The organism is Streptomyces sp. OZ13 (assembly GCF_052068155.1).
In the GTDB taxonomy this organism is placed as follows: Bacteria; Actinomycetota; Actinomycetes; order Streptomycetales; family Streptomycetaceae; genus Streptomyces.
This window is the reverse complement of record NZ_JBQHCZ010000018.1, coordinates 78849-98016: the sequence shown is the minus strand read 5'-3', so window position 1 is coordinate 98016 and position 19168 is coordinate 78849. Positions and strand designations below refer to the sequence as shown.

The 19168-nt window shown below is 69.5% G+C and carries 16 protein-coding genes; 10 read left to right on the top strand and 6 right to left on the bottom strand.

The window, feature by feature from the left end; all coding sequences use genetic code 11:
- The first annotated feature begins 518 nt into the window (after positions 1-518).
- Together nrdR and ACTMTU_RS30585 are read left to right on the top strand one after the other, a co-directional pair.
- Positions 519-1031, top strand: a complete 513-nt coding sequence (gene nrdR, locus ACTMTU_RS30590; protein ID WP_441266669.1) for a transcriptional regulator NrdR — start codon at positions 519-521, stop codon at positions 1029-1031.
- Positions 1032-1199: 168 nt separating this feature from the next.
- Positions 1200-4091, top strand: a complete 2892-nt coding sequence (locus tag ACTMTU_RS30585) for a vitamin B12-dependent ribonucleotide reductase (RefSeq protein WP_441266668.1) — start codon at positions 1200-1202, stop codon at positions 4089-4091.
- A gap of 158 nt (positions 4092-4249) precedes the next feature.
- On the opposite strand, the gene ACTMTU_RS30580 is transcribed toward ACTMTU_RS30585, so the two are convergent.
- Together ACTMTU_RS30580 and ACTMTU_RS30575 are read right to left on the bottom strand one after the other, a co-directional pair.
- Positions 4250-4831, bottom strand: coding sequence for a TerD family protein (locus ACTMTU_RS30580; protein WP_441266715.1), 582 nt, complete (start codon positions 4829-4831; stop codon positions 4250-4252).
- Positions 4832-4835: 4 nt separating this feature from the next.
- Positions 4836-5795 (bottom strand): DUF1152 domain-containing protein, encoded by a 960-nt coding sequence (locus ACTMTU_RS30575; RefSeq protein ID WP_441266667.1) that lies wholly within the window; start codon positions 5793-5795, stop codon positions 4836-4838.
- 146 nt (positions 5796-5941) lie between these two features.
- Here ACTMTU_RS30575 and ACTMTU_RS30570 point away from each other — a divergent pair, with 146 nt between their 5' ends.
- Positions 5942-6547, top strand: a complete 606-nt coding sequence (locus ACTMTU_RS30570) for a YdbC family protein (protein ID WP_005311059.1) — start codon at positions 5942-5944, stop codon at positions 6545-6547.
- Here the strand turns inward: ACTMTU_RS30570 and ACTMTU_RS30565 are convergent, their stop codons facing one another.
- Positions 6548-7192, bottom strand: a complete 645-nt coding sequence (locus tag ACTMTU_RS30565) for a TetR/AcrR family transcriptional regulator (RefSeq protein ID WP_441266666.1) — start codon at positions 7190-7192, stop codon at positions 6548-6550.
- 89 nt (positions 7193-7281) lie between these two features.
- Between ACTMTU_RS30565 and ACTMTU_RS30560 the strand changes: the two genes are divergently transcribed.
- From ACTMTU_RS30560 to ACTMTU_RS30550, 3 genes are read left to right on the top strand one after another with little or no spacing between them, the layout of a single operon-like run.
- Complete coding sequence (locus ACTMTU_RS30560) at positions 7282-8892, top strand: ABC-F family ATP-binding cassette domain-containing protein (protein ID WP_441266665.1); 1611 nt, start codon at positions 7282-7284, stop codon at positions 8890-8892.
- A 25-nt stretch (positions 8893-8917) separates the two neighbouring features.
- On the top strand, positions 8918-9577 hold the full coding sequence (locus ACTMTU_RS30555; protein WP_441266664.1) for a histidine phosphatase family protein: 660 nt from the start codon (positions 8918-8920) through the stop codon (positions 9575-9577).
- A gap of 12 nt (positions 9578-9589) precedes the next feature.
- A complete protein-coding gene (locus tag ACTMTU_RS30550; RefSeq protein ID WP_441266663.1) occupies positions 9590-10504 on the top strand; it encodes an ADP-ribosylglycohydrolase family protein in 915 nt (304 codons plus the stop codon).
- A 61-nt stretch (positions 10505-10565) separates the two neighbouring features.
- On the opposite strand, the gene ACTMTU_RS30545 is transcribed toward ACTMTU_RS30550, so the two are convergent.
- A complete protein-coding gene (locus tag ACTMTU_RS30545) occupies positions 10566-12119 on the bottom strand; it encodes an MFS transporter (RefSeq protein ID WP_441266662.1) in 1554 nt (517 codons plus the stop codon).
- A 121-nt stretch (positions 12120-12240) separates the two neighbouring features.
- Here ACTMTU_RS30545 and ACTMTU_RS30540 point away from each other — a divergent pair, with 121 nt between their 5' ends.
- The 3 genes from ACTMTU_RS30540 to ACTMTU_RS30530 all read left to right on the top strand — a co-directional run bounded on the left by ACTMTU_RS30540 (position 12241) and on the right by ACTMTU_RS30530 (position 14346).
- Positions 12241-12888 carry a TetR/AcrR family transcriptional regulator gene (locus tag ACTMTU_RS30540; protein ID WP_441266661.1) on the top strand — a complete coding sequence of 216 codons (648 nt, stop codon included), beginning with the start codon at positions 12241-12243 and terminating at the stop codon, positions 12886-12888.
- 52 nt (positions 12889-12940) lie between these two features.
- Positions 12941-13642, top strand: coding sequence for a ribonuclease HII (locus ACTMTU_RS30535; RefSeq protein ID WP_441266660.1), 702 nt, complete (start codon positions 12941-12943; stop codon positions 13640-13642).
- Positions 13643-13725: 83 nt separating this feature from the next.
- Positions 13726-14346: a hypothetical protein gene (locus ACTMTU_RS30530; RefSeq protein ID WP_441266659.1), complete on the top strand. Its 621-nt coding sequence runs from the start codon at positions 13726-13728 to the stop codon at positions 14344-14346.
- Between the two features lie 80 nt (positions 14347-14426).
- On the opposite strand, the gene ACTMTU_RS30525 is transcribed toward ACTMTU_RS30530, so the two are convergent.
- Together ACTMTU_RS30525 and ACTMTU_RS30520 are read right to left on the bottom strand one after the other, a co-directional pair.
- A complete protein-coding gene (locus tag ACTMTU_RS30525) occupies positions 14427-15056 on the bottom strand; it encodes a hypothetical protein (protein WP_441266658.1) in 630 nt (209 codons plus the stop codon).
- 218 nt (positions 15057-15274) lie between these two features.
- Positions 15275-17446, bottom strand: a complete 2172-nt coding sequence (locus ACTMTU_RS30520) for a RecQ family ATP-dependent DNA helicase (protein WP_441266657.1) — start codon at positions 17444-17446, stop codon at positions 15275-15277.
- A 110-nt stretch (positions 17447-17556) separates the two neighbouring features.
- Here ACTMTU_RS30520 and ACTMTU_RS30515 point away from each other — a divergent pair, with 110 nt between their 5' ends.
- Positions 17557-18921 (top strand): DUF4192 domain-containing protein, encoded by a 1365-nt coding sequence (locus ACTMTU_RS30515; protein ID WP_441266656.1) that lies wholly within the window; start codon positions 17557-17559, stop codon positions 18919-18921.
- The last annotated feature ends 247 nt before the right edge of the window (positions 18922-19168 follow it).

Sequence of the window (19168 nt, the reverse complement as noted above, 5' to 3'; positions counted from 1 at the left end):
CTTTCGAAAGGTTGCGCCAAACACACGTTCGAGTGAAAAATTGCAGATTGCCTTACCTGGGCATTCTGCTGGGTGTATGTGCGAACGATCGAACCGGGAGCGGTAGCCGTTGCGGTATGTCGTCACGGTAGCCGTCGCCTTCGGCGGCGGCCGGGGCGGGGTCCGTGAGACCGCTGCATCTTCGCATTCCTGTCGTCCCGAAGCCTGGATCCGGCACGCCCGTGTCGCCCTTCCCTGCGCCGGTCGACGCTGCCCCGCGCGCAGCGTGCGGCGGCCGATACGCTCCGTTTCGCAGGGCTCCGGTGCCTTCGCGCGACGATGTCCGGCGCGACACGCGTAGCGACCTGTGTCTGCGTCACACCACCAGATCTAGTGGTTGGATTGGGTCAGCCACCCAGAAGTTGTGTCCCCGGTGCTCCGAGGTCGAGGGCATCGCCTATGCTTGGGGCTGCTTCGAGGGGCTGGGATCCGGCCTCCAGAGGCTATTCGGTCGTGCTGTGAAGGAGGGGTTGGGGGCCATGCACTGTCCTTTCTGCAGGCATCCCGACAGTCGCGTCGTCGACAGTCGCACCACCGACGACGGAACGGCGATCCGGCGGCGCCGGCAGTGTCCTGACTGCGCCCGCCGCTTCACGACGGTCGAGACCGCATCGCTCATGGTGATCAAGCGCAGTGGTGTGACCGAACCCTTCAGCCGCACCAAGGTCATCTCCGGCGTGCGCAAGGCGTGCCAGGGCCGGCCGGTCACCGAGGACGCTCTCGCCCAGCTCGGGCAGCGGGTCGAGGAGGCCGTGCGCGCCACCGGCAGCGCCGAGCTGACCACCCATGACGTAGGGCTGGCCATACTGGGCCCGCTGCAGGAGCTCGACCTCGTCGCCTACCTGCGCTTCGCGTCCGTCTACCGGGCGTTCGACTCACTCGAAGACTTCGAGGCCGCCATCGCGGAGCTCCGCGATGGGCGGCCACCTGCCGAGGAAGGCGGGAACCGCGGGGCCGCAGAGGTTCCTGTTCCCGCCACCGCCGCCGACTGATCGGCAGAGGCTGGACGGAGAGGGCCCCGCGAAGGGTCCGCCGGCCGGCTCAGGCGGCAAATGACCTGCTCATGGGTGCTGTGCGTGGCGCCAGAGCAACAGACACAAACCGTGCCCCGGGAAGATCTGGGCACTTCAGGGCGTTTTTGCCCGTATATGGGAGGCGGCATGACCGAGACGACGAGCGGCCCGGCACGAGGGTCCCGAGCCAAGGGATCCAAGGCGAGCAAGGGCCTGCGTATCGAGCGCGTCCACACCACCCCCGGCGTGCACCCGTACGACGAGGTGGTCTGGGAGCGCCGTGACGTCGTCATGACCAACTGGCGTGACGGCTCGGTGAACTTCGAGCAGCGTGGCGTCGAGTTCCCCGACTTCTGGTCGGTGAATGCGGTCAACATCGTCACCAGCAAGTACTTCCGCGGGGCCGTCGGCACCCCGCAGCGCGAGACCGGCCTCAAGCAGCTCATCGACCGGATCGTGAAGACCTACCGCAAGGCCGGTGAGGACTACAACTACTTCGCCTCGCCCGCGGATGCCGAGATCTTCGAGCACGAGTTGGCGTACGCCCTCCTGCACCAGATCTTCAGCTTCAACTCGCCGGTGTGGTTCAACGTCGGTACGCCCCAGCCGCAGCAGGTCTCCGCCTGCTTCATCCTGTCCGTCGACGACTCCATGGAGTCGATCCTCGACTGGTACAAGGAAGAGGGCATGATCTTCAAGGGCGGCTCCGGCGCCGGCCTGAACCTCTCCCGTATCCGTTCCTCGAAGGAACTGCTGTCCTCCGGCGGCAACGCCTCCGGACCGGTCTCCTTCATGCGCGGCGCCGACGCGTCCGCAGGAACGATCAAGTCGGGCGGTGCCACCCGCCGTGCGGCGAAGATGGTCATCCTCGATGTCGACCACCCCGACATCGAGAACTTCATCGAGACCAAGGTGAAGGAAGAGGAGAAGATCCGCGCCCTGCGTGACGCGGGCTTCGACATGGACCTGGGCGGCGACGACATCACGTCGGTCCAGTACCAGAACGCCAACAACTCGGTCCGCGTGAACGACGAGTTCATGAAGGCCGTGGAGACGGGCGGCAAGTTCGGCCTGCGCGCCCGGATGACCGGCGATGTCATCGAGGAGGTCGACGCCAAGTCACTCTTCCGCAAGATGGCAGAGGCCGCCTGGGCATGCGCCGACCCAGGCATCCAGTACGACGACACGATCAACCACTGGCACACCTGCCCCGAGTCCGGCCGCATCAACGGCTCGAACCCGTGCAGCGAGTACATGCACCTGGACAACACCTCGTGCAACCTCGCCTCGCTGAACCTGATGAAGTTCCTGAAGGACGACGGCAAGGGCAACCAGTCGTTCGACGTCGAGCGCTTCAGCAAGGTCGTCGAGCTGGTCATCACGGCGATGGACATCTCCATCTGCTTCGCGGACTTCCCGACGCAGAAGATCGGCGAGAACACCCGCGCCTACCGCCAGCTCGGCATCGGCTACGCCAACCTCGGAGCGCTCCTGATGGCGACCGGGCACGCGTACGACTCCGACGGCGGCCGTGCCCTCGCCGGCGCCATCACCTCGCTGATGACCGGCACCTCGTACAAGCGCTCCGCCGAGCTCGCCGCTGTCGTCGGCCCGTACGACGGCTACGCCCGCAATGCCGAGCCCCACAAGCGCGTCATGAAGCAGCACGCCGACGCCAACACCGTGGCCGTCCGGATGGACGACCTGGACAGCCCGATCTGGGCCGCCGCCACGGAAGCCTGGCAGGACGTGATCCGCCTCGGGGAGAAGAACGGTTTCCGCAACGCCCAGGCGTCGGTCATCGCCCCCACCGGCACCATCGGTCTCGCGATGTCCTGCGACACGACCGGTCTCGAGCCCGACCTCGCCCTGGTCAAGTTCAAGAAGCTCGTCGGCGGCGGCTCCATGCAGATCGTCAACGGCACGGTCCCGCAGGCTCTGCGCCGCCTCGGCTACCAGCCGGAGCAGATCGAGGCGATCGTCGCCCACATCGCCGACCACGGCAACGTGATCGACGCGCCCGGCCTGAAGACCGAGCACTACGAGGTCTTCGACTGCGCCATGGGTGAGCGCTCCATCTCCGCCATGGGTCACGTCCGCATGATGGCCGCGATCCAGCCGTGGATCTCCGGCGCGCTCTCCAAGACGGTCAACCTGCCGGAGACGGCGACCGTCGAGGACGTCGAAGAGGTCTACTTCGAGGCGTGGAAGATGGGCGTCAAGGCGCTCGCGATCTACCGCGACAACTGCAAGGTCGGCCAGCCCCTCTCCGCGAAGAAGAAGGAGCAGGAGAAGGCCGAGGTCACGCAGAAGACCGAGGAGACCATCCGCGCGGCGGTCGAGAAGGTCGTCGAGTACCGCCCGGTCCGCAAGCGCCTTCCCAAGGGCCGCCCCGGGATCACCACCTCGTTCACCGTGGGCGGCGCCGAGGGTTACATGACCGCCAACTCCTACCCGGACGACGGTCTCGGCGAGGTCTTCCTGAAGATGTCGAAGCAGGGCTCCACCCTCGCCGGCATGATGGACGCCTTCTCGATCGCCGTCTCGGTCGGCCTGCAGTACGGCGTTCCGCTCGAGACCTACGTCTCGAAGTTCACCAACATGCGCTTCGAGCCGGCCGGTATGACGGACGACCCGGACGTGCGGATGGCGCAGTCGATCGTCGACTACATCTTCCGCCGCCTGGCGCTGGACTTCCTGCCCTTCGAGACCCGGTCCGCCCTCGGTATCCACTCCGCGGAGGAGCGTCAGCGTCACCTGGAGACCGGCTCCTACGAGCCGTCGCTCGAGGACGACGAGATGGATGTCGAGGCGCTGGCCCAGTCCGCCCCCCGGCAGCAGGAGTCGCTGAAGGCCGTCACCGCCCCGCAGGCGGAGATCCCGGCGCCGAAGGAGGCGCACACCTCCGCCGAGCTCGTCGAGATGCAGCTCGGTATCAGCGCCGACGCCCCGCTCTGCTTCTCCTGCGGGACCAAGATGCAGCGCGCAGGCTCGTGCTACATCTGCGAGGGCTGCGGCTCGACGAGCGGCTGCAGCTGACCTTGGGCGAAGCCACGTCGATGCGGTGTCCGGCGTAGCGAGCACACGGCGCTGACCAGCAGTTGAGAAGGGGACCGGCCTCTGGCCGGTCCCCTTCTCCGTGCGCCCTTCGGTCCTGCCCTCCCATGTCTTGCGCCCGTCGAACGGCGGACGCGTGCTCAGGGCGTGGGATCGCCCATGACCGTGACGAAGGTCTGAGGGTCCGCGTCGAAGCCGACGAGCGAGTCGCTGAACGCCCAGTCCCCCGACTCGCCCCGGACGAACTCGCCTACCTTGGCCGCCGTGGAGCCGGTGACCGCCGTGAAGTCGTGCTGCCCGATCTCCTGGTGCCCCTCGAGGACCCGTACCGAGGCGTTCGCGACATCACCGAACACCGTGCGGCCGTTGCGCTGTTGGATCACCACGCCGAGGACGACACGGCCGTACTCCGCCGCCAGCCGGTCGAACTCCAGAGTCATGACCTCGTCGGCCCCGAAGCCCTGTCCCGTCTTGCTCTCCCTGGTCAGGATGATCGTGCCGTCGGGCGAGCGGCTGTCGAAGTGCACGACGTACGCCGGCTCGCCGAACGGCGCTCGAGCGGGGTACGTCGCGGCCACGATGTCGAGGTCATGGGGCGGCTCTCCCAGCGGACTCGGATCCCACCTGAGGGTCACCTCCGCCTTCCGGACGCCCTTGTTGAGGCTGCTCACCGCTTTTTCCTTCCCCGTAACTGCCGGATGAAATGGGTTCGTTGACCGTATCCGCTCAGTGAGGGATGCGGCGAGGCGGCCGCTGGCGCACGACCTCGTCACGGAATGCCGCGATCTCACTGCTGACCTGGCGGATCAGCTGGGTGTGTTCGATCCGGTCCAGGTACAGGCAGCGCCGAGCTACCCCCTCGAGTTCGAAGACGAAACAGATCGACATCAGAGGGTTGATGAAGAGTTCGCTGCCCCGCGTGCGGGAGGTGAACTGCACATCGCCGAAACCGCCCCGCAGGGCGGCGGCTATGGAGCCGTTCACAATGCTGGGGTGATCAGGCGTCGTGGCCTGGGCATGGGCCACCGCGTCGAGGAAGAGGGCGCCTTCGCGGGTGTTGCGCGACACGGAGAACGCGCCGAGGTATGCGCCGTCGGTCTCGAGCGCCGCGATGTTCTCCAGCACGAGTCCATGGCTGACACCGTGGTACGCGTCGACACCGAAACCCACGGACACGACGAGACGTTCGGGTCCCCCGATGCCGCGCAGGGCGGCGACGCTGGTCATGTCTTCCTCGGGGGTGCCGAGACCCGATTCGTCACCGCGCATGAGGATGTCCGTGCCTCCGTCCACGAGCACGACCGCGTCGATGCCGTACCGCTCGATCAGTGCGCGGTATGCGGCACGCAGCGGCTGGACGCCCACGCGGGAGAGGGCGTGAACGGTGTCGGGATAGCCGTGGGTGGCGAGCCACCGGGCCAGTGAACGCTCAGGGAAATACACCTGATGCGGTGCCGTGTCGGGGCCGATCATCGCCACGTCGGGGGCGAGCCACGCATCCAGGGGCAGCCCCTCGGTGGCGCTGAACGTGAGGTTGGCCAGGTGGACTTCCTTGCCCTGGTGGTGCAGGGAGAGCGCGATCGGCAGGCCTGCGTACACGTCGAATCCGCCGCCGGCGCCGGCGACGAGGATGCGCTCGGCGGAGCGGAGGCGATGGAAGAGCGGGTTGGTGTGCAGGTCGGTCATGGCGATCATTGTGAGGGCCGGGGACGGCGTGCGGTACGGCGCGAACTCATCGGGCGCTCCGCCCCGTTCGACGTACCGACCGCAGCCGGGGGGCCGACTGGCGCGGAGAGTGACCGGCGCCACGTTCCGCGCCGTACGATGGCGCGGTGCTGGTCAAGTGGATTCGCTGCACGGTGGTGGACCGTCGAGGGTTCGAACGCGGGCAGCGGAAATGGGCGGGGCTGCCGGGTGAGCCAGGGTTCCGGGGACAGGGCGGAGGGTGGAGCAGACTACGGCCGAACGTGGCGCATGTCTTCGCCTTCTGGGAGACCCGGGCCTTCTACGACTCCTTCATGGCCCGCTCCCACGACCGGCTCGCGGCCGGGCAGTCGGGCACCTACAAGGACATCCAGGCCAAGCTCTTCGACTACCGCTTCGACGTCAAGACCGGCTTCGAGCCGCGGTTCACGGACGCCGACGTGGTCAGGGTGGCGCACTGCAAGGTGCGTGAGGACAGGGTCGAGCACTATTCCCTGATGCAGGAGAAAGTGTGGAACCCGGCCATGGCCGGGTCACCGGGGATGGTGCGAGGGGTCTTCGGAGAAGCACCCGGCTGCGAGTTCCTGGTGATGTCGATGTGGTTGTCGTCGGCTGAGCACGGGAAATACCGCGACGAGCGTATAGAGCGTCTGCTGCTGCGCGCCCAGACGCAGACGGATGTCGTGGCACTGGCCGGTGACGTGGTGGAGCTCGAACCGTCCTGGACGGTGTGATCAGCCGCCCGGGACCGTCCGTCCTGCTGTCCGCGCCGTGGCGAAGGCGCCTGCCCGGACCGCCGCGAGGACGGCGGCGGCCGACTGGTCGGCGAGTGCCGGATCCATCGGTTCGCGGGTGATGAAAAGCCTGAAGTACACCGGCGCGCTGACCGCACGGACGACGGCGCCCGCGTCGGTCCCGGCCGGTGCTTCCCCGCGTTCCACCGCCCGGTGCACGACTCCCTCGCAGCGGGAGAACCGCTCCGCGTAGAAGGCGTGCAGCGCTTCGGCGGCGCGTGGGGACTGGAAGGCGGCGGCGATGATCGCGGTGGGGGCGGCTGCCTGTCCCGGATCGGCGAAGGATTCGGCCACTTCGCGTGCCAGCGCCCGCAGATCTCCTTCAAGGCTCCCTGTGTCCGGTGGGCTCCAGTCGTCCTCGCCGGCGAGGTCGAGCGTGTCGGCCAGCAGGCCTTCGATGCCGCCCCAGCGCCGGTACAGGGTCGTCTTGTGCACGCCCGAGTGCTCGGCGACGTATTCGACGGTGAGGCCGGGGTAGCCGTGTTCGCCCAGGCCCGTGAGGACGGCGTCGCGGACGGCGGCCCGCGTGCGGGCGGTGCGACCTCCGGGGCGGAGCGTGCCGGGGGCGGATCCCGATCCAGTCAATTGCTACTCCCATTGCGTTAGGTGACTCGAGTGTGCCACACTGCTCGTAACGCGACAACCGTTGCGTTAGATCTCCGCCGGAGGTGCCCATGCCCACTCAGATCTCCTTGCGCGGAGTGACCCTGTCCCGCGGCGACAGACTGCTCTTCGACGATGTCTCCCTGGCAGTGCGTCCGGGCGAGCGGATCGGCATCGTCGGGGAGAACGGCGCGGGGAAGTCGACCCTTCTCCGCCTGCTTGCCGGCGTCGAGCGGCCGGTCGACGGCGAGGTGGTCACCGTCACCGAGAACGGGACGGGGCATCTGGCCCAGACCCCCGAATTACCGCCCGGGAGCACGGTCGGTGAAGCCGTCGACGCCGCTCTGGCCGAACTGCGCTCCATGGAAGCGAGGCTGCGCGAACTCGAATCGGACCTCGGTTCGGCGGAGCAGGACGTCCTCGAGGAGTACGGCGACCTGCTCACAACCTTCGAGCTCCGCGGGGGATACGAAGCCGACGCCCGTGTCGACAAGGCCATGAACGGCCTGGGCATCGCCCACGTGGACCGCGAGCGCATCCTCGGCACTCTGTCCGGCGGGGAACAGGCCCGGCTCGGCCTCGCCTGTCTCATCGCGGCGGCGCCCGAGGTGATGCTGCTCGACGAGCCGACGAACCACCTGGACGAGACAGCGCTCGACTGGCTGGAGAGCACCCTGCTCAGCCACACCGGGACGGTGATCGCCGTCTCGCACGACCGCACCTTCCTGGAGCGCGTCGCCACCGCGGTCATCGAGGTCGACGCCGACCGCTGCGCCGTCGTGCGCTACGGCGGCGGCTACGAGGGCTTCCGTGCCGAGCAGGCGGCCGCTCGCCGGCGCTGGGAGCAGGCGTACGAGGAGTGGACCGAGGAGGTGGCACGGCTCGAAGTCTTCGCGAACACCACGGCACACAGCGTCGCCGTAGGCCGGTCCATCAAGGACAACAACAAAATGGCCTACGACAGGGCCGGCGGGAGGGTCCAGGCCTCGGTCTCCGGTCGGATCCGCAACGCCCAGGAGCGGCTGCGCAGACTCCGGGAGGAGCCGGTGGCGAAGCCGCCGGAGCCGCTTCGGTTCACGGCGGGACCGGTGTCCGGCGCCGCCTCGGGCCGGCTCGTCACCCTGACCGGCGTGCGCGTCGGCGACAGGCTCTCGGTGGAGGGGCTCAGCGTCGCGGCCGGGCAGAAGATGTTGATCCACGGCGGTAACGGCGCCGGGAAATCGACCCTGCTCAGGGTCATGGCCGGCCTTGTCGTACCCGACACCGGATCTGTGACACGCAGGGGAAGAACCGGCTTCCTCGCCCAGGAGATTCCGGTGAACCGGCCTGCGGAGCCCCTGCTCGAGGTCTTCCGGCGGGGCCTCGCGCTCGCGGACGACGAGGCCGCGGAACTGCTGTTGTCCTACGGGCTCTTCCGCTCACGGGACCTGCACATCTCCGTCGGTTCCCTCTCCGCCGGGCAGCGCCGACGGCTGGCCCTCGCCAGGCTGCTGGCCCGGCCTGCGGACCTGCTCCTTCTCGACGAGCCGGCCAACCATCTCGCACTCGGCCTCGTCGAGGATCTGGAGGAGGCCCTGTCCCGGTGGACCGGTGCGCTGGTGGTCGTCTCCCACGACCGTCTGTTGCGCCGGCGGTTCGACGGGCAGGTCCGCCGGATGGCCTCGGGGCGGCTCCTCGACTGAACGGATGTCGCCATAGGGTCTTGGTATGGCACGACCGCGACGTATCGTCCTCGTCCGGCACGGAGAATCGGTGGGCAACGCCGATGACACGGTGTACGAACGCGAGCCCGACCATGCCCTGCAGCTCACCGCGGCGGGTCTGGCCCAGGCCGCGGAGACGGGGGCGCGGCTGCGGGACCTGTTCGGCCGTGAGCGGGTCAGCGTCTACGTCTCCCCGTACCGCCGCACCCATGAGACTTTCCAGGCGTTCGGGCTCGACCCGGAACTGGTGCGGGTCAGGGAAGAGCCGAGGCTGAGGGAGCAGGACTGGGGGAACTGGCAGGACCGGGAGGACGTCAGGCTCCAGAAGGCGTACCGCGACGCTTACGGCCACTTCTTCTACCGCTTCGCGCAGGGCGAGTCCGGGGCAGATGTGTACGACCGGGTCGGCGCCTTCCTGGAGAGTCTGCACCGGAGCTTCGAAGCCCCGGACCATCCGCCGAACGTCCTCCTGGTCACCCACGGACTGACCATGCGGCTGTTCTGCATGCGGTGGTTCCACTGGACCGTCGCGGAGTTCGAATCGCTGTCCAATCCGGGCAACGGCGAGACACGTACCCTGCAGCTCGGCAACGACGGCAAGTACCACCTTGACCGGCCCTTCGAGCAGTGGAGGGCCCCGGAACCGTACGGGGCCACCGGATAGAGTGGCAGGAAGATGACCGCTGAATCCGCATCCGACCGGCGCTTCGCACGCGCTCTGGACAGCCTGCGCGGCCTGTCCGTGGGAGACGCTCTGGGCTCCCAGTTCTTCGTTCCCTCCAACTATCCGCTGCTCAAGAGGCGCGAGCTGCCGCCGTCCGTCTGGCAGTGGACCGACGACACAGAGATGGCCTGCTCCGTCGTTGCCGTGCTCGTCGACCACCACCGTGTGGACCAGGACGCCCTTGCCCGGTCCTTCGCCGAACACCACGACTTCGACCGCGGCTACGGCCCTGCGGTCAACCGGCTCCTCCGGCTGGTCAGGGAGGGCGGCGACTGGCGGGAACTGGCTGCTGCGCTGTTCAAGGGCCAGGGGTCGTGGGGCAACGGCTCCGCGATGCGGATCGCGCCCCTCGGCGCCTGGTACGCGGACGACCCCGAGCAGGCCACGCACCAGGCCGAGATCTCCTCGTATCCCACGCATCAGCACCGGGAGGCAGTGGTCGGCGCCATGGCCGTGGCCGCGGCGGCGGCGCTCGCCGCCGACCCCGCCGGCCCACCCGCGCCGGCGGACCTGCTGGACGGCGTGGTCGCCCTGGTGCCGCGCAGTGCGGTGGGCGCCGGACTGCGCCGGGCCCGGGACATGCTCGACTACGACGACGCGGGTACGGTCGCCGCGGTCCTGGGCTGCGGTCGGCGTACCAGCGCCCATGACACGGTGCCGTTCGCGCTCTGGTCCGCGGCGAGGTCGCTCGGCGACTTCGAGCACGCGTTCTGGACGACCGCCCAGGTCGGCGGCGATGTCGACACCACCTGCGCCATCGCCTGCGGAGTCGTCGCCGCGAGCAAGGGCGGACAGCCGCCGGCCCACTGGCTGGAGCAGACCGAGCAACTGCCTGGTTGGCTGCCCGGCGCCGGGCGGCTCGGCTGAGGCCCGAGCGCCCGGAAGCGGATACAGGCCGTCCCCCCGCGTACGGCCTGTATCCGGGGTGTCATGCGGCGTGGCCGCCGGGGCCCGCCGCTCCGCTGAGTGCTTCCAGATCGCTCTTGCGTACCCGCACCACGAGAACGGCTGTCACGACGGCGAGAGCGACCAGGCCCACCCCCGCCCAGAACGCGGTGGCGATGCCTTCGGCCAGCACCTGGTGACCCCACGGGGGCGGTAGCTCGTGGGTCCGCGCGAAGGCCTCCTGCTGGGCAGGCGTCGATTCCGCGAGGAACGACGGCATCTGGCGCTCCGCCTCTTCGCGGCCGGCCGTCCCGAAGACCGTCATGAGGATCGACAGGCCGAGTGAACCGCCAACCATCTGGGTGGCATTGAGCAGGCTGGAGGCCGCGCCCGACTCGTGCTGCGCCACGCCGGACACGGCGGTCAGCGTCGCTGTCACGAACACCAGACCCATGCCGAAGCCGAAGAGCAGCATCGGCCCCAGGACTCCGCCCAGGTAGGAACTGTCGGGGGATATGAGCGTCAGCCAGGCCATGCCGCTGCCTGTGAGGACTGCACCGGCGGTCAGGAAGGGCTTCGGGCCCAGCACCGGCAGCAGCTTCGTGGAGAGGCCGGCCGAGGTCATGATCGCCACCGTGACCGGGAGGAACGCGAGTCCGGACGTGATGGGGCTGTAGTCCAGCACGTTCTGCACGAACAGGACGATGAAGAAGAACATGCCGAACATCGCCGCCGCGAGGCTCATCATGATCAGATACGTGCCGGAACGGTTGCGGTCTGCGAACATCCGCAGCGGTGTGATCGGGTCACGGGTCTTGCGTTCGATCAACACGAACGCGGTCAGCAGCACCAGGGAGGCTGCGAACGCACCGAGCGTGAGCCCATCGCTCCAGCCGTCCTCCGAGGCCCTGATGAAGCCGTAGACGAGCGATGCCATGCCCGCGGTCGACGTGAGGGCGCCTGCCACGTCGAATCGGCCGGGGTTGCGCTCCGACTCGTTGATGAACACCGGCGCGAGAACGGCGATGAGGATGCCGATGGGCAGGTTCACGTAGAAGACCCAGCGCCAGTCCAGCCACTCCGTGAGCATGCCTCCGGCCAGCAGCCCGATGGCGGCGCCGCTCGCGGAGACGGCCGCGAAGATACCGAACGCGCGATTGCGTTCCGGCCCCTCACGGAAGGTCGTGGTGATCAGGGCGAGCGCCGTGGGCGAGGCGATCGCACCACCGACGCCCTGCAGTGCGCGGGCCGCGAGCATCTGCCAGGGCTCCTGGGCGATGCCGCACAGCAGCGAGGCGAAGGTGAACAGCAGTACGCCGGAGACGAACACCCGGCGGCGGCCGAGGATGTCGCCCGCTCTGCCGCCGAGCAGCAGAAGTCCGCCGAAGGTGAGTGTGTAGGCGTTCACCACCCATGAGAGCTGGGTTGTGGTGAACTCGAGAGCCCCCTGGATGTGCGGGAGCGCGATATTCACAATCGTGGTGTCGAGGACCACCATGAGCTGCAGCGCTGCGATGACGGTGAGTGCGATGCCCGAGCGCCCCGGTCGGCGGGCAGTCCCCGGAGGGGCGGGTGCGGTTAACTGAGAGGTTGTCACTATGAATCCCCCACGCATGAGTTAGTGAACGAAGCCGTTCACTTTCTCGTCAACCGTAGAGAGTCCCCGTCAGTGAACGCAAGCGTTCACTGAACCTCCCGTCCCCAACGGAGATATGAAGATGGCCACTTCGCGCTGGACCGGTGCCTCGGAGGTTCCGCCGGTCGCCCTGCGCCGACGAGGGCCCGTGCTGGAACGTGCGATCCTCGAAGCCGCCTTGGAGCAGCTCAGTACGGTCGGCTGGAGCGGGCTCACGATGGAGGGGGTGGCCGCCTCGGCGCAGACCGGCAAGGCGGCCGTCTACCGTCGCTGGCCCTCGAAGGAAGATCTTGTCGCCGACGCCCTCGAGGCGGGTCTGCCGAGCCTCGACGAGGCCACCGACCGCGGCAGCATCCGGGAGGACCTCCTCCACGTCTGCCGGCGGGTGCGTGACGCGATGTTCTCCCGCACCGGGATCGCGCTGCGCTCGGTGCTCTACGAATGCGACACCGTCACCGCGGAACGCTTCCAGAGCCTGATCAACACCAAGGTCATCGGGCCCTCCACCCAGCTCTTCCGCGAGGTGGTGCACCGTGGCGTCCGCCGTGGCGACGTGCGGTCGGACGCGGCCTGTGAGCTCGTCTTCGACGTGATCCCCGGCCTGCTGATGTACCGCTCCAAGATCTGTGGAAGCCACTGGCCGGACCGGGACCTCGCCGAGATGATCGACCAGGTCATGGTTCCGCTGCTGCGGCCCCACAGCTGTCCGCCGCCGCCCCGCGGAACGTGACCAGGAGCCGGGTGTCATCCGGCTGCCGGGGCGGCGTACCCTTGTTGGCGCCATGGCCTACGAACCACCTACCCACGCAGTCGAGCGCTCGATCCGGGCGACGACCGGCGCCAAGATCGTTGCCGGGATCGACGAAGTCGGCCGCGGAGCGTGGGCGGGACCGGTCACGGTCTGCGCGGCGGTCACCGGCCTGCGCCGGCCCCCCGTCGGCCTCACCGACTCCAAGCTGATCACCCCCAAGCGCCGGGCGGAGATGGCGGAGCTTCTGGAAGGCTGGGTCACGGCTCACGCCCTCGGTCACGCCTCCCCCGAGGAGATCGACGAACTGGGGATGACCGCGGCGCTCCGACTGGCGGCCGGCCGGGCCCTGGAAGCGCTGCCCGTGCGCCCGGACGCCATCATCCTCGACGGCAAGCACGACTACCTCGGAGTGCCCTGGCAGGTGCGCACCGTGATCAAGGGCGACCAGTCCTGCGTGGCCGTGGCCGCGGCATCGGTGATCGCCAAGGTGCACAGGGACGCGATGATGGCGCAACTGCCGGACGAGTTCGCGGCGTTCGGCTTCGCCGACAACGCCGGCTATCCGTCACCCGTGCACAAGGCCGCCCTCCGGGAGCTCGGACCCACCCCGTACCACCGGCTGTCCTGGGCCTATCTCGACTACCTGCCCCAATGGCGGCACCTCAAGAAGGTCCGGCTCTCGCCGGAGGCGGCCGAACTCGAAAGCGGGGGCCAGCTCGGCTTCGACTTCTGAACTCGCCCCGCCGTCAACATCCGTCACACGTTTTGTGCCACCCGCCGATGCCATCCGCAGCGGCGTTTGATAGACATCCACCCATGCCTCTCATTCCCGAGGAGCCTCACATTCACGAGAGCGCCCAGGGTCCCCGCGTCACTCCGGCCACAGGCCGCACCGCGCCGACCCCCCGTCCCGTCCCCGGTCCGCGTTCCGCGGCCTCGCCGCGTCCCGGTCACCCGGGCCCCGGCCCGTCCCGGCCCGCCCCGCCCGCGCAGCGTGCGACCGGCGCTGCCGGCAAGCCGAAGCCGTCACGGCCGGAGAATCGTTCCGCGCCGCAGGTCCAGCTCGTCCCCGCCCCGGCGGGTGGCGCGCTGGACGCCGCCGACGAGGCTGTCGACCTGCTGCTCGACTCCGGTCGCGCCCCCGGCGACGTCCTGGTGTTCACCACCGGAGACCAGCACCCGTGGGCCGCTCACGAGCTGTCGTTCGGCGAGGATGCCTATTGGGCCCAGCACGATTCCCGCGACGATGTCTTCTACGCGGACGCGTCGTCCGTGGAGCGCGCTGCGGCACGCCCCGTGGTCGTTGTCGCCGTCAATGGCGGCACGGACGACACCACCGCCCGCGCGTTGCCGGCCGCGATGGAAAGGGCTTCGGCGCTTCTCATCGTGTGCGGTGACCCGGAGCGGATCAACGCCGTGCTCGGCGCGGGCGTCTGATCCGCACCGGCGGAACGGGCCGCAACGCCCGGTCGTGACCCGGCTGCCCAAAGTGCCTGGGCAGCCGGTGGATGACACCTTCAGCGGGCTGCCGTGCGCCGGAGCGCGTCCACGGCGCCCCCTGCGGTACGCAGCGGTGCATGGTCGCTGTCGGTCCCGGCGTCCGCCAGACGACCGGGTGAGGACGTCGAGTTGGGGTGCCGGCCGCCCCGGCCCTCACCCAGCACCTGCCAACCGCCGCGCGTCAGCGTGATGTACGCGCCGCAGCGAAGGCCGTGCAGCGTGCAGGCGTCCCGCAGGCCCCACATCCAGGCCCCGTCCTCCTCCGTCCAACGCTCGTCGCCCTCACGGCAGTAGAGCAGCACGGCGGTGCGCACCGGCGTACGCCGACGAAGATCGTGGGGGATCACGCGGCGCAGGTGGGCCAGCAGCGCGTTGCGGAACTCCCAGCCGTCCGCCGGGACGGCGCGCCGGGTGAACGACGCGCTGGCCGCGAGCCGTTCCTCGTGATCGAGCACGGCGACGACAGCCGTCGCCGGGGCGGGACGGTGTCGCGCATGCAGTCCGCCGACGACCTCGCGCGGGTTGCGCAGCAGCGGGATTCCGGCCGCTGCCCACTCGGCCGGTTCGAGCAACCGGGCAAGGCGGTTGGCGGAGTTGGCCGATGCGGTGATCGAAGTGGCTGCGGACGAAGCGAATCCGAAGGTCACGGTCCTCCCTTCGCATACGCGCCCACAGTGCGGGCAGGGTCGGGTGAGGGCGCGCCGCGGCATGGCCCTACGGGACCGCTTACGGGCCGTGCGGGGAGCAGTCCAATTCTTCCTGGCGCATGGGAATGCGGCAACGAGCAATTCGGCACGACCGGCTGAAATCGACGGGTATGACTCTCATATCCCTTCCCCTGTCTGCCACCGGTGACCCCTCCGCATCAGGACTGGACGGCAAGGACCAGCGGAAACACGCCCTGCGCGCCTGCTCTGCGCAGCAACCGCGACGCCACGGCCAGGGTCCAGCCACTCTCCGAGTAGTCGTCCACCAGGAGAACAGGGCCGTCCGCGGCGGCCAGGGCCTCGGCCAGCTGCGGCGGCACGACGAGCGTCTCGTGCAGCGCCCGCACCCTCTGCGCGCTGTTGGTGCGTGAAACGTGTGCCTCCAGTGCCTCCGGCACGTACTCGACGGTGCCGAGCAGGGGCATCCTGCCGACCTGCCCGATACGGCTGCCGAGTGAGCCGATCAGACGGGGCCTGGTGCGGGAGGCGATCGTCACCACGCCCACCGGCCGGGCCGGCGCGTCCACAGCCCCGGAGGCCCAGCCGCCGGGGCCCTTGGCCCAGTCGGCGAGCACGGTCACGACCGCGTCGGCCATGTCGTCGGGAACGGGGCCGTCCGGTGCCTGCGGGGCGAACATCGGGCGCAGTCGGTTCCCCCAGCCGATGTCCGAAAGACGCCCCAGCGCGCGGCCGGTGAAGGACTGTTCGCTCTCCGGGATCCGGCCCTTGAGGGTGACGCCGACGGCGGCCAGTCCGGTCGGCCACATCTTGCGGGGCTCGACGTCGACGCCCGGCCTGCCGAGCTCCCCACGTGCCGCGTCCAGTGCTCCCGCCGACACCTTGTCGCTGAATCGCGCTCCGGAGCAGTTGTCGCAGCGGCCGCAGGGCGTCGCCTCCTCGTCGTCGAGCTGGCGCCTCAGAAACTCCATCCGGCAGCCGGTGGAGCGGGCGTACTCGCGCATCGCCTGCTGCTCGGCCGCGCGCTGCCTGGCCACCCACGCATAGCGTTCCGCGTCGTAGGACCACGGCTGACCCGTCGTGGTCCAGCCGCCCTTGACCCGACGCACGGCGCCGTCCACGTCGAGCACCTTGAGCATCGTTTCGAGCCGTGTGCGCCGCAGTTCCACCAAAGGCTCCAGCGCGGGCAGGGACAGCGGCCTGTCCGCCTGCGCCAGCACATCGAGAGTGCGCCGCACAAGTTCCTCGGGAGGGAAGGCGACGGACGCAAAGTACTGCCAGATCGCCTCGTCCTCCTTGCCCGGCAGAAGCAGCACCTCCGCATGCTCCACGCCACGGCCGGCGCGACCCACCTGCTGGTAGTAGGCGATGGGCGACGAGGGGGAGCCGAGGTGCACGACGAAGCCGAGGTCCGGCTTGTCGAACCCCATCCCAAGCGCCGAGGTCGCAACCAGCGCCTTCACGCGGTTCGCGAGCAGGTCCTCCTCCGCCTGCTGGCGGTCCGCGTTCTCCGTGCGTCCGGTGTACGAGGTCACGGTGTGACCGCACTGGCGCAGGTACGCGGTCACCTCCTCAGCGGCGGCCACCGTCAGCGTGTAGATGATGCCGGAACCCGGCAGCTCGCCGAGATGGTCGGCCAGCCAGGCAAGACGGCTGGCCGCGTCCGGGAGTTGCAGCACACCGAGACTCAGGCTCTCCCGGTCCAGCGGGCCGCGCAGCACCAGGGCATCCGTGCCCGCGCCTGTGCCGAGCTGCTCCGCGACGTCCGCCGTGACCCTGGCATTGGCGGTGGCGGTCGTCGCGAGGACGGGGACGCCGACGGGAAGCTCGGCGAGCATGGTGCGCAGCCTGCGGTAGTCGGGCCGGAAATCATGGCCCCAGTCCGAGATGCAGTGGGCTTCGTCCACCACGAGCAGTCCGGTCGCTGCCGAGAGCCGGGGCAGCACGTGATCGCGAAAGTCGGGGTTGTTCAGCCGCTCCGGGCTCACGAGAAGAACGTCGACCTCACCCGCGGCGACCTCGGACTGGATCGTCTCCCATTCCTCGGTGTTCGACGAGTTGATCGACCGGGCGCGGATCCCGGCCCGGGCCGCCGCCTCCACCTGGTTGCGCATGAGCGCGAGCAGGGGAGAGACGATTACCGTGGGGCCGCTGCCGCGGGACCGGAGCAGGGATGTCGCGACGAAGTAGACCGCGGACTTTCCCCATCCGGTCCGCTGGACGACCAGCGCACGGCGCTTGTCGGCGACAAGGGCTTCAATGGCCCGCCACTGGTCCTCACGCAGCCGGGCACGGCCGGAGGTGTCGGAGACGAGCCGTGCCAGTACGGAATCGGCGGAAGCCCGAAGCTCCACGCGGTCTGCGTTGGTCATGCACCCATGCAACCCGATGACACCGACAAAGCGCGAACGAGCCCATGACCTGTGGACAACTTTATCCACAGGGGTCGCGGCGGGTCGGGCCGGCGCGGGACCGTCAGGGCATGAACAAGCACTACGACCTCACCGGATCAGGCCCCGACCAGCAGATCACCCTGCGCGGCCCTGGCGAACTCGCCGACGCGCTTCCGTACATGATGGGCTTCCACCCGACCGATTCGATCGTGCTCGTCGCCCTGCACGGCAGCAACGGACGCTTCGGCGGGCGGCTGCGGCTCGGCATTCCGCGTGCGCCACGGGAATGGGAACCCGTTGCGGCGCAGCTCGCGGAGTGTCTGATCCGGGGCAGCGGTCGCCGCGGCCCACGGCCCGACGGAATCGTCGTCTTCCTGTGCCAGGACCCGGTCGGCGACGAGACGGGTGACCGGGTGATGGAGCGCCTGCGCCCGCTCGCGCAGCGGCTGCGCACCGCCTGCGGAGGCCTCGACGTACCCGTGTACGAGGCACTGTGCATTTCCGACGGTCGTTTCTGGTCCTACTGCTGTCCTGACGCCCGCTGCTGCCCGCCCGACGGCACGCCCCTCGCCCTGCCGGGCACTTCGGTCATGGCCGCCGCGGCCGCGTACGCGGGTGTCCGGGTGCGCGGAAGCCTGCGCGACATGGAGCGGCGGTTCGCCCCGCCGCCCGGACCGGCGACGGAGAAGCAGGTGCGAGCCCTGGACGCCGCAGGTGCCGCACTGACGTCCAGGATTCTCGACGCGCAGGGCCGGCAGGAGGTCGCCGAAGAGACCATCGCGCTGGCACGCCTTCTGCTGGAACGGATGGCGGAAGCCCCTCGCGCCGACGTTGATCCCGCTGCCGACGCCGAGGACGACCGGCTCGTTTCGGACGACGAAGCCGCCGCGGTGATCCTCGGCCTCCAGGACCGGGAGACGAGGGACCGGGCAGCGCAATGGATGGAAGGGGAGGAAGCGGCTCCGGCCCTGCGTCTCTGGCGTGTTCTGTCGAGGCGCTGCGCCGGGCCCTACACGGAGCACGCCGCGGCGACCCTCACCCTCGCCGGATGGGTGTCCTGGTCCGTCGGCGACGAGCCAGGCGCACGCGTGGCACTGGGGCTCGCTCTCCGTGCAGACCCCGAGTACGTCTTCGCACGCCTGCTGCACCAGGCGTGCAACGAAGGGCTGGACCCGGAGACGGTGCGCCGTTGCCTGCGGAGTCAACGCGACGTCACCTCGAAGGGGACACCGCCAGCACCCTGCTCCGACGCGCACCGCACTCCGGCCGGTCGGCGGCGGCGCGGCGGGCCCGTCCGGCCGTCCGCCGCCGAGCCTGACCAGGCCGGTTTGCACCGCACGCACCTCCGGAGTGGTGCCGCGTCCAGCCGCCCACGCCACGGTGCAGCGGCCGCTCGTGCTCGTACACGTGGCGCACGCCGCAGTGGCCAGCGCGGTGCCAGGAGCGGACGATGACCGCGTGCCGGTGGCGTGGCCGACGGCGTGCAGCCCAGAGGTTGTCGGCGGCCCTTTGGTCCGGCAACGGGCACGATCGAGCAGTCCGCGCGGGTCCACAGCGTCCGGCGACGGTCGAGCATCCGCAGCGGGCCCGAGCCGGCCGGCCCCCGTCGAGCAGGCCGCAGGCGGGCTCCACTTGGGCGGTGGGGGCCCTATGACGGTGGACTTCCGGAGTCGGGCCGAAAACGTCGGGGCACAGGCTGGG

Coding starts and splice junctions, on each gene's coding strand:
- ACTMTU_RS30540 (WP_441266661.1), top strand. CDS start 12,241: ATGGCCACTTCGCGCTGGACCGGTGCCTCGGAGGTTCCGCCGGTCGCC.
- ACTMTU_RS30530 (WP_441266659.1), top strand. CDS start 13,726: ATGCCTCTCATTCCCGAGGAGCCTCACATTCACGAGAGCGCCCAGGGT.
- ACTMTU_RS30520 (WP_441266657.1), bottom strand. CDS start 17,446: ATGACCAACGCAGACCGCGTGGAGCTTCGGGCTTCCGCCGATTCCGTA.
- ACTMTU_RS30555 (WP_441266664.1), top strand. CDS start 8,918: ATGGCACGACCGCGACGTATCGTCCTCGTCCGGCACGGAGAATCGGTG.
- nrdR (WP_441266669.1), top strand. CDS start 519: ATGCACTGTCCTTTCTGCAGGCATCCCGACAGTCGCGTCGTCGACAGT.
- ACTMTU_RS30575 (WP_441266667.1), bottom strand. CDS start 5,795: ATGACCGACCTGCACACCAACCCGCTCTTCCATCGCCTCCGCTCCGCC.
- ACTMTU_RS30560 (WP_441266665.1), top strand. CDS start 7,282: ATGCCCACTCAGATCTCCTTGCGCGGAGTGACCCTGTCCCGCGGCGAC.
- ACTMTU_RS30515 (WP_441266656.1), top strand. CDS start 17,557: ATGAACAAGCACTACGACCTCACCGGATCAGGCCCCGACCAGCAGATC.
- ACTMTU_RS30550 (WP_441266663.1), top strand. CDS start 9,590: ATGACCGCTGAATCCGCATCCGACCGGCGCTTCGCACGCGCTCTGGAC.
- ACTMTU_RS30535 (WP_441266660.1), top strand. CDS start 12,941: ATGGCCTACGAACCACCTACCCACGCAGTCGAGCGCTCGATCCGGGCG.
- ACTMTU_RS30585 (WP_441266668.1), top strand. CDS start 1,200: ATGACCGAGACGACGAGCGGCCCGGCACGAGGGTCCCGAGCCAAGGGA.